The sequence below is a fragment of the Streptomyces sp. BE20 genome, from assembly GCF_036322525.1.
GTDB lineage: Bacteria > Actinomycetota > Actinomycetes > Streptomycetales > Streptomycetaceae > Kitasatospora.
The window spans coordinates 21,913-30,951 of sequence record NZ_JAQYWW010000370.1 but is presented as its reverse complement, the minus strand read 5'-3'; the positions used below and the strand labels follow the sequence as shown (position 1 = coordinate 30,951).

At 73.5% G+C, this 9,039-nt stretch carries 5 protein-coding genes and 1 tRNA gene; 3 read left to right on the top strand and 3 right to left on the bottom strand.

The window, feature by feature from the left end:
• Positions 1 to 2,271, bottom strand: a 2,271-nt coding sequence (locus PUR61_RS02815; protein ID WP_329875243.1) for an ATP-binding protein, incomplete at its 3' end; no start/stop codon positions are given.
• A 138-nt stretch (positions 2,272 to 2,409) separates the two neighbouring features.
• Here PUR61_RS02815 and PUR61_RS02810 point away from each other — a divergent pair.
• Together PUR61_RS02810 and PUR61_RS02805 are read left to right on the top strand one after the other, a co-directional pair.
• Positions 2,410 to 2,482: transfer RNA gene (locus tag PUR61_RS02810), tRNA-Trp, on the top strand.
• Positions 2,483 to 2,897: 415 nt separating this feature from the next.
• A complete protein-coding gene (locus PUR61_RS02805; protein WP_329875241.1) occupies positions 2,898 to 3,587 on the top strand; it encodes a DUF2470 domain-containing protein in 690 nt (229 codons plus the stop codon).
• Positions 3,588 to 3,714: 127 nt separating this feature from the next.
• Here PUR61_RS02805 and PUR61_RS02800 read toward each other — a convergent pair whose 3' ends face one another.
• Both PUR61_RS02800 and PUR61_RS02795 read right to left on the bottom strand, forming a co-directional pair.
• Complete coding sequence (locus PUR61_RS02800) at positions 3,715 to 4,224, bottom strand: NUDIX hydrolase (RefSeq protein WP_329875239.1); 510 nt, start codon at positions 4,222 to 4,224, stop codon at positions 3,715 to 3,717.
• Between the two features lie 205 nt (positions 4,225 to 4,429).
• Complete coding sequence (locus PUR61_RS02795) at positions 4,430 to 5,317, bottom strand: MerR family transcriptional regulator (protein ID WP_329875237.1); 888 nt, start codon at positions 5,315 to 5,317, stop codon at positions 4,430 to 4,432.
• A gap of 1,153 nt (positions 5,318 to 6,470) precedes the next feature.
• Between PUR61_RS02795 and PUR61_RS02790 the strand changes: the two genes are divergently transcribed.
• On the top strand, positions 6,471 to 8,990 hold the full coding sequence (locus tag PUR61_RS02790) for an AfsR/SARP family transcriptional regulator (protein ID WP_329875235.1): 2,520 nt from the start codon (positions 6,471 to 6,473) through the stop codon (positions 8,988 to 8,990).
• The last annotated feature ends 49 nt before the right edge of the window (positions 8,991 to 9,039 follow it).

Here is a 9,039-nt window from a genome sequence, read left to right as displayed (position 1 = left end):
GGCGTGGGCCCAGGCTTCCTTGCGGTCGAGGAAGGCGAGGAAGTCGTGCGGGTCGGTCAGAGCCCGCCAGGCGGCCTGGGGGTCGTCGCGGTTGAGGTGGAGGCGGGCGGCGCCGGCGGCGGCGCCGAGCGAGTCCAGGTGGACGCCCTCGCGGAGGAGGACCTGTTCGAAGGCGTCGGCGGCCTGCGCCGTGCGGCCACGGGCGGCGGCGACGAGACCGCGGACGGTCCCCAGCAGCCCACCCGCGTCCAGCGGACGATCCGGATAACGCTCGTGGAAGGATTCCAGGCCCCGTTCGGCCTCGTTCCAGCGCCCGGCCTGCCAGTCGAGCACGACGCGGAAGGTGTGAAGATGCAGGTCCAGCGTCTGCATGTTGGTGCGCGCCACCAATGCGGTCGCCTCGGCGAGGGCCTGCGCGGCCGACCGGTCGTGGCCGACGGGGAGAGCGCCCCCGACACTGGCCGTGAGGAAGATCGCCGTGCCCTGGAGCATCTGCACGTCGTCACTCTCGCGGGGCAGCATCGCCACCAGCTCGGCGGCGGCGGGATCGGCGGCCACGCACTGCTGGCCGAACCTGGCGAGGTGGAGCAGCATCTGCGCGTAGTGGTCCTCGCCGGCCGCCGGCAGGGCGAATCCGCGTTCGACCATGGCCCGCTGTTCGGCGAGTGAGAACCGGCCGGTCCTGGAAACACCCAGCAGGCCGAGCATCCTGGCCGTGGAGACCGGGTCGCTCTCCTCCACCTCGGACAGGGCGGTCAGCATCTCCTCCTCGCCCCCCGGATCACCCTCCTGGTACATCAGCGCCATCGCGACGGCCGATCGCATCTGGCCGCGAGCCGCAGTGGGCAGGCCGGGCAGCAGCATGATCCGGCGCAGCGCCGCCACGGAGGCGGTGCGATCCGTACGGAAGTGCGCGGCCACGGCCATGGCCAGGGCCGCGCGGGTGAGCTGTTCGGAGGTGAGGCCGGGCTGGTCGAGGATCTCGCCCAGCAGGGCGGCGGCGGTGCCGTGGTCGCCGACCGCGGTGGCCTGGTCGGCGGCTGCCTGGGCGCGGGGCAGCCAGGCAACCAGGTCGCCCAGGGCGCGGGAGTGGTGGGCGATCTGCACGAGTGGTGGCGGCTCCTGGGACAGCAGCACCTGAAGGATCCGCCGGTGGGCCCGGTTGCGTACCGGACCGGGGATTGCGCCGTAGACGGCCTCCTGGGCGAGGGCGTGCCCGAACCCGTAGGAGTCCGGGCCCACCTGCCGCAGCACCGCCCCGCCCAGGGCCTCCAGCAGGGCCGCCTCGCCCCGGTCCCCGTCCAGGCCCGCCGCGTCGGCCAGCAGCGACTGTCCGGCCGGGACCGCCAGGACCGCCGCAGCGTTCACCAGCGCGGCGGCGTCCGGGCCCAGCCGGGCCCTGCGTTCGGCCAGCACCTCGCTCAGGCTTCGCGGCACCCGTAGTACCGTCAGGTCCGTGCCGCGCGGCACGGCGGCGAGGGTGACCAGGTCCTCCTCGATCACCAGCGGCAGACCCCCGCTCCGCTGCAGAAGGGCGCGCACCAGGGCAGGCTTCGGCCGGTCGCCGAGTACGTCCCGCGCCATGGCCCGCAGTTCCGGTTCGCCGAGTGGGCCGAGCCGGATCTCGGCCCCGCCCGTGCCCGGCGGACGGCGGAACGCGGCACCCAGCACCGGCCGGCCGACCGGTAGGTCCTCCGCCCGGTAGGTCAGTACCAGCGCGGTGTCGGCGGGCATGTCCCGTGCGAGCAGGAGAAGGAGTTCCCGGGTCGCCTCGTCCGCCCAGTGGACGTCTTCGACCACCAGCACGGTCGGAGCCACCGCCTCCAGCAGCGTCCGTACCCCCGACGCCACCCGGGACCGCTGCCCGCTCGACCCGGGGGAATCCGGCGGTGCCGGCGGCGGCGGGGGAGGCAGCGCGCCGGCCAGGTCGGGCAGCAGCGGCGCCAGCGCCCCCGCCGACACGTCCAGCCGCTCCACGGACGGCAGCCACGCTCCGACCCGGCGCAGTGCGTCGACCACCGGCCCGTAGGCCAGTGGTTCACGCAGCGGATGGCAGCCGCCCACCAGTACCCGCAGGCCCTCGGTGCCCAGCACCGCGGACGCCTCCGCGACCAGCCGCGACTTGCCGATCCCCGCCTCGCCCTCCACCAGGACCACCGCCGGGCGTTTCCCGGACACCGCGCCCAGCAGTGCCCGCATCTCGCGTTCGCGACCCGCGAACGCATACCCGCGCACACCGCTGGAGGCCTTGCCGTCACCGAGGTCGTTCACAACCGGCTCCTGTCAGACCTGCGGCCTCCCCACGTGGGGAGGAGTTCGGCCTCTTCGTCCACGGTAGTCACTGCCGCCCCGCCAGGACGGGAGGGACCGCCGTACCGGATCACGTCCACGGTAGTCCGGCCTGGCTGAGCGGGTGCAGCTCAACCGGATGAGCAGCCGTCTCCAAAGCGGCAGGCCGGGGGTTCGAGTCCCTCCACCCGTGCACACGAGCCCGTTCTCCCGGCCCCGGCGGGTTCGCCGCGCAGCTCGTCGGGCCCCCTGCCGCCGGCGTCGACCCGGATCCGGGAGTGCGGGTTCCCGGTCGCGGTGGCGAGACGCGTCCGTCTGAGTTCCGGGGTGGCGGCGGGGTGGTCTCATTCCGGCGTGCGGAGTCGCGGAGGTGGCGGGGCACTTCGAGGAGCGCTGCCGTGAACGTGGCCTCGATGCCCGGTTGGAGGCTTTCGACGGCCGGGTGCCGCATCGTGAGCGGGTTTGTTGGCTGCCGGCCAGGCCCGCGTTGTGTCGGAGGGAGGGACGTGTCGCCCGCCCCCTGGGGGCCCAAGGAAAGTTAGGGTAGCCTTACCTAAACTTTGCTTGGCTGTATCCGCCAGCACCTGCCCGGGAGATCGAGGCTGCCCATGTTCCCCACCGCTGCCCAGCGGCCTTCCAGCGCCGAACGCACGCTGTCCGTCCTGACCACCGCGCACTCCATGACCGTCATCAGCGACGGTGTCGCGCAGGAGGTCCGCAGCCTCGACGGTGCCGCGGTCATCGGCCGCATCCACCTCCACGACCCCGTGCCCCCGAGCTCGCCCGGCCCCGCAGGGCGGATCCCGGTCCGGATGGAGTTCACCGACGTCGCCCCCACTCCGGTACGGGACCGCGTGCGCACCCGGGTGACCGTCACCGGCCTGCTGGCCGAGCCGTACGACGCCACCGCGGAGAGCACGTGCGTGGAGTTCGGGCAGGCCGTGATCGAGAACGCCGACGGCCGCACCTATGTCCCACTGGACGCCCTCCACAAGGCCGTGCCCGACCCGCTCGCCCAGTGCGAGGCCGGCCTGCTCACCCACCTGGTCGACGACCACTCCGAACTCGTCCCGCTCCTGCTGCGCCTCGTCACCCCGGCCGCGGGACTGACCCGCACCCTGCCGCTCGCACTGGACCGGTACGGCCTCACGCTCCGCCTGGAGTACCCGCAGACCCACACCGACGTCCGGCTGGCTTTCCCGACGCCGGTCGACAAGGCCTACCAGGTCGCCCCGCGGATCCTCGCCCTGCTGGCCAAGGCCCGCCGCATGTCCCACCGAAACCGCCTCCCGGCCTGACCGCAGGCCCGCGCGGCCCGGCGGCATCGCAGGCTCGCCCGGTTTCGGTCACGACGGGTGCGCTGCGCCGCGGCCTGCATCGCCGAGACGCGGGTGCCCGACGACCCGACCCCCTGGGTGGTGCTGCCTACTCGGGGTCGGTGTCCTCGTCGAAGTCTCCCAGGTGCAGCACGGGCTCCGGGTGGGGCCCGCCGACTGCCGTCAACAGCCTGGTCAGGTGGGAGGCCATTCCTTTGGGACGGACCGTCTCGGAGGTGGCTCCCAGTTCCTCGGCAGCCCACCAGCGGTACCCGTAGCACGCCTCGGTCGTGTCGATCCTGACCGTGCACGCCTCGGCGGCAGTGACGCGGGCCAGGCGGTACTCCTCGTACTGGTCGAAGCGCTGCCCGTCGACGGTCAGGAGCGACTGCCGTGTCCAGACGACCGTACTCAGCCGCTCGACGGGCAGGGACAGCGCCGTCTCCTCCCGTACCTCGCGCACCGCGGCCTGGGCGTAGTCCTCCCCGTCCTCCACCCCGCCGCCGACGGTGAACCACCACTGCGCGCCCGGCCTGCGGGGGTCCCGGCCACAGAGCAGAAGGAGACGATCACGCTCGTCGATCAGAAGGACACGGGAAGTCCACCTCTTCAGCATCATGGGCACCGACCCTACAACCGTGGACCCGAGCACCCCCCAGAGCCACCTGCGAGTGCACCGGTCGGTACCGGTCGGCACTGGGAGCGTCAACTGCCGGGCGACGGAAACCCCTAGGGCGGTACGGGCGGGTCACGTGCTCCGAGGTCGCCCGGAAGGTGACCGGGATCCGGGGACCTTCTCCGCGCGGGACTTCCGGCGGACCGGCTCAGTCGCGGTCGGCGAGTTGCTGGGCCAGTTCCGCGCAGCGCACCCGGGCCGGGGAGAAGCCGTGAGGCAACCTGGTGGCGGCCTCGAACACGCTCATGCCGCCCTCCTCGGCCTCCGTTGCCGCAGTGTCCTCGGCGGCCTCCGGGTGAGCGGCGTCCAGGGCGTCGAGGAGGGCTGCTTCCTCCTCCTCGATCCCTGACTCCTCGATCACCGTCATCAGGGTCTTCTCGAACGCGTGGCGCCGAGCGGCCGTCTCGGCAACACGTGGGTCGTCGACGGCGACGGTGTCGTCGAGTGCTTCCTCGGCAGCGTCCACGCGGTCGGACTCGGCCCGGAGCTCGGGGTGGGCGGCCAGCGCCATGAACCGGGATGCCTGCACGGCCGCGCCGAGCGGGCCGAAGATCCGCTCGGTGACGAGTAGCGTGTCCAGATCGTCCTGGCGCAGCGAGCCCTCGGGAAGGTTCTTCAAGCGACCGGTGACCGCCTCGGAGAGCAGGCCCATCCGGCTGCCTTCGGCACGCATCCGCTGTACGCGGGCCTGCTGGCGGGCGAGTTCTGCCGCCCGGGCGGCAAGGTCCTCCTCCAGCCGGGCCAGGGCGGCCTCTATGCCGCCCCCCTCGCTCTCGCCGGTCTCGGCCGCAGTCGCGGTGTCGGTGAAGGCGTCACGGATGTCGTCCAGGGTGATTCCCGCTTCGGCCATTTTCCGGATCCACAGGAGGCGGACCACGTCCTGGAAGCCGTAGCGCCGACGGCCGTCGCTGCCCCGCCCGGGCTCGGAGATCAGGCCCATGTCGTGGTAGTGCCGGATCGCTCGCGGTGTCGTGCCTACGAGGGCCGCGACGTCACCGATCTTGGCTTGACGTGAAACGAAGAACGACGTGGGCATCGGCGGAGGGCCTTTCGCGAACGAATGAGGACGGCTCCACCTGACCACATGACGCTACGGAAGCCGCAACCCTGCGCGAGCCTCCCGCCGGTCGTACAGACCGTCGTGGTTCGTACGCGAGGGGCGAGCATGCCGGAGCGGCCTTGACGTCCGGGGCGGGCCCGTAGATCGCCCACCGGGAAGCCTCCGCATCATGCGTTCATCTCCCCGGGCTCCTGCGCGGATGAATGGTGCGCATGCGGGCGACCCTTTGGTGCGTGCTTCCGGTGGTGCTTGCAGGGTGTTCGCGTCGTGCAGAAAGTAACGATTTGATAACGCAGCGGGATGAAAGTGCGGGGGGCGCATCTCTAGAACGTGCCGGGCCTGTTGGGGCCGGTGGTTTTCGAGAGTGGAGGGGGGTTCCACGATGTGGGAAGTATGCTCCGTCGGCAGGTCGCCGGTGTCGACTCTGCACGAATTACTGGTGTCCGAATGGCGCGCGGGCGGAACGGCGGCCACCGGGTCGCGGCGCCTCGGGTCGCGCTCCGCCCGGGCCGCCCGGGGCGCGAGGTTCCGAGCGGTTCTGGTAGCGGGAGTCGCGGCGTTACCGGAAGGGGGTGCGGTGAGTGATGTCGCTTCGCCGGGGGGCGCCGGCCGCCGGGATCCCGCGCGCCACCGGCTCGGCGGCTGCGACGGCGCGGCAGGCCGAAACGGCGTGAAGGGCCACGAAGGTCCGCCCGGCGACGGCGGTACAACGGGACGGCCATGGCCGCCCGGTCAGGGCCCGCACGGTGACCGGGTGCGGCGCCGCAAGCCGATCACGGTCCCCGTGGTGGCGCTGTACTCGTTACCGGGGGTGCCCTCGCCCGGCCTGCCCGGAGCAGAGGTTGCCGGCGGCATCGAGGGGAAGGCGCTGCTCGCCCGGTCGGGGGGCGGTGTCACGCTCCCGGCAGCCCGCCCGTTCCGCACCGGCTCGCAGATCGTCCGGAGCCGGTTGCGCACCCTGGGAACGTCCGACAGGCCGGACGGCTCTCGCGAACGGCACCACCTCCGAGGTCACGGCGGACGGCCAGCACCTGGTCGAAGGCCGCACCGACCCGGATGTGGCGGTGTCGGCGGCCGTCCGGACCCTGAAGCCGGACGTCCCCACCGGGCCGTCGGCGCAGCAGCAGGAGTGGCTCAAGCAAGGGACCCCGCGCGGATCGGGGAGTTCGACGAGATCTTCGCGGACACCCTGCACAGTGCCCACGGGCAGGTGTCCGTGGTCGTCGCCCAGGCGCGCCCCGGCGCCGGGAACTCCACGGTCCGGAATCCGGCCGCCACGGCCGACAGCGCGGCGCCCGACCGCACGGGAGCCCTGGGGGAGACCCGGCTCGTCGACGTCAACGAACTCGCCCCGCTGCAGAGCGGTTCGGACCCGCCGCCCGCGCGCCGCCCGTCGCAGCCTGCGGATCGACCCGCAGGACGACGAGCGAAGAGGAAGGCTGTGCGTCGCCTGCTCGGCAGGCCTGATCCCGTCGCCCTGTTCTGCCGCCATGAATCGAGGCCGTCTGTGCAGTTCGGTATGCTCGGCCCGCTGTCCGTCCGGGTGGACGGAGGGGAGCGTGAGGTGCCCGCGCCCCGGCAGAGGGTGGTGCTCGCCCTGCTTCTGATCAACGCCAACCGCGTGGTGTCGGTGGACCGGATCGCCGCGGCGGTATGGGACGGCGGCCGGCCGCCGAGCGCCGCGGCCACCGTCCGCACGTACGTGATGAGGCTCCGCCAGGTCCTCGGCGGTCAGGCCGGCAGACGGATCCTCACCAGGGCCCCCGGCTACCGGATCGAGCTGGACGAGGACGAGACCGACCTCGGACGCTTCACCGCCCACCGCGCGCGGGCCGCCGCCCACATCCGGGCCGGCGAGCTGGAACCGGCCTCGGCGGAGTACTCCGCCGCCCTGGAGCTGTGGCGCGGGGAACCACTGGTCGACATCCCCTCCCGCACGCTGCGCGAGGTCGAGGGCCGCTACCTGCACGAACTACGCCTGCAGACCGTGGAATCACGGCTGGACGTCGACCTCGCGCTCGGCCGGCACGCCGAGATCATGCCCGAGCTGTGGCGCGAGGTCCAGGAGAGCCCGCTGCGCGAAGCCCTCGTCAGCAGACTGATGCTGGCGTTGTTCCGGGCCGGCCGACAGTCCGAGGCGCTCGCCCTGTTCCAGCTGACCCGCACCGCGCTGATCGACCAGCTCGGCGCCGAACCCGGCCCGGAACTACGGGAGATGCAACGGCGCATCCTGGCCGCCGACGACTCCGCGGGTACCGAGGCCCCGAAGGCCGACACCGCCGGGCCGGAGCCGCAGCGCCCCGGCCCGTACCCCGGCGAGCCGCGCCGGCCCCGCCCCGCCCAACTGCCGGCCGGCCCGCCCGAACTGGTCGGCCGGAGCACGAAGGAACGCGAACTCGCCAACCGGCTGCTGGCCGAGTTGCCGACCGCCGCGGTCACCGTGGTCACCGGCAGCGGCGGTATCGGCAAGAGCGTGCTCGCGCTCCGCGTCGCGCACGGTGTCCGGGACCGGTTCGGCCACGGGCAGCTCTACGCCGACCTCGGCGGCACCGAGAATCCCGCCGAGCCCGGCGAGGTGCTCGCCCGCTTCCTGACCGACCTCGGGGTCGCCGCCGAGGCGATCCCCGCAGACCCGGACCAGGCCGCCCTGCTGTACCGCTCGCTCACCGCCGACCGCCGGGTCCTGGTGGTCCTCGACGACGCACGCGGTGCGGCGCAGGTCCGGCCGCTGCTCCCCGGTGGCCGGGCCGGCCGGGTGATCGTCACCAGCCGCGACCGGCTCGCCGACCTGGACGGAGCCCACACCATCCTCCTCGAACCCCTGGACGAACCCGCCTCCCTGGAACTCCTCGGCTCGATCGTCGGCCATCGGCGCGTCGAGGCCGAGCCGCAGGCCGCCCGTTCCGTCGTCCGGCGGTGTGCGGGCCTCCCGCTCGCCGTCCGCATCGTCGGCGCCCGCTACCTGGGCCGCCCGCACTGGGACCTCGGCCGGCTCGCCGCCCGGCTGGCCCGCTCCGCCCGCCTGCTGGACGAACTGCGGGTCGGCGACCTCGGCGTCCGGATCGGCCTGGAACGCGACTACCGGACCCTGCAGCGCGACGCCCCTCGGCTGCCGTCCTTACCCGACCCCGCCGCCGCCTTCCGGATGCTGGGCGCCGTCGGGGCCGAGCACACCGACGCCCGCATCGCGGCCGTCCTGCTGGACTGCCAGGTCGACACGGCGGAAGCCGTCTTGGAGACCCTCGCCGACGCCCACCTGCTGCACGCCCGCGGCTGCGGCCGCTACCATCTCGACGATCTGCTGCGCGCCTACGCGAGGGAGCGGGCCGAGGCGGAGGACCCGCCCGAGCGCCGTGCCGAGACACTGCGCCGGCTACTCGCCTGCTACCTGCGGATGGCCGAGGAGAAGCTCGGCCCGGCCACCGGCCACGACGACACGGGCCCGGTCCGCGGCCCGTTCTTCGGCCCGTCCTTCGTCCCCTGGGCGCCCGCCCCCGACTGCCACCCCGACGCCGAGGACTGGTGGCGCGCCGAGCAGGCCAACCTGAGGTCCGCGCTGGAACTGGCCGCCACCGCCGGACTCGACCCGGTCGGCCACCGGCTCCGCTCGGTGCTCGGGCGGACGTCGGCGAGTCGCCGCGGGGCATAGCACCCGCCCGCCCTTCCCGCTGCACACCCCGCCGGGCCCGCCGGGCCCG

What these genes read in the sequence shown, in the direction of transcription:
- PUR61_RS02805 (WP_329875241.1), top strand. Translation starts at nt 2,898, where the DNA reads ATGTTCCCCACCGCTGCCCAGCGGCCTTCCAGCGCCGAACGCACGCTG.
- PUR61_RS02800 (WP_329875239.1), bottom strand. Translation starts at nt 4,224, where the DNA reads ATGATGCTGAAGAGGTGGACTTCCCGTGTCCTTCTGATCGACGAGCGT.
- PUR61_RS02795 (WP_329875237.1), bottom strand. Translation starts at nt 5,317, where the DNA reads ATGCCCACGTCGTTCTTCGTTTCACGTCAAGCCAAGATCGGTGACGTC.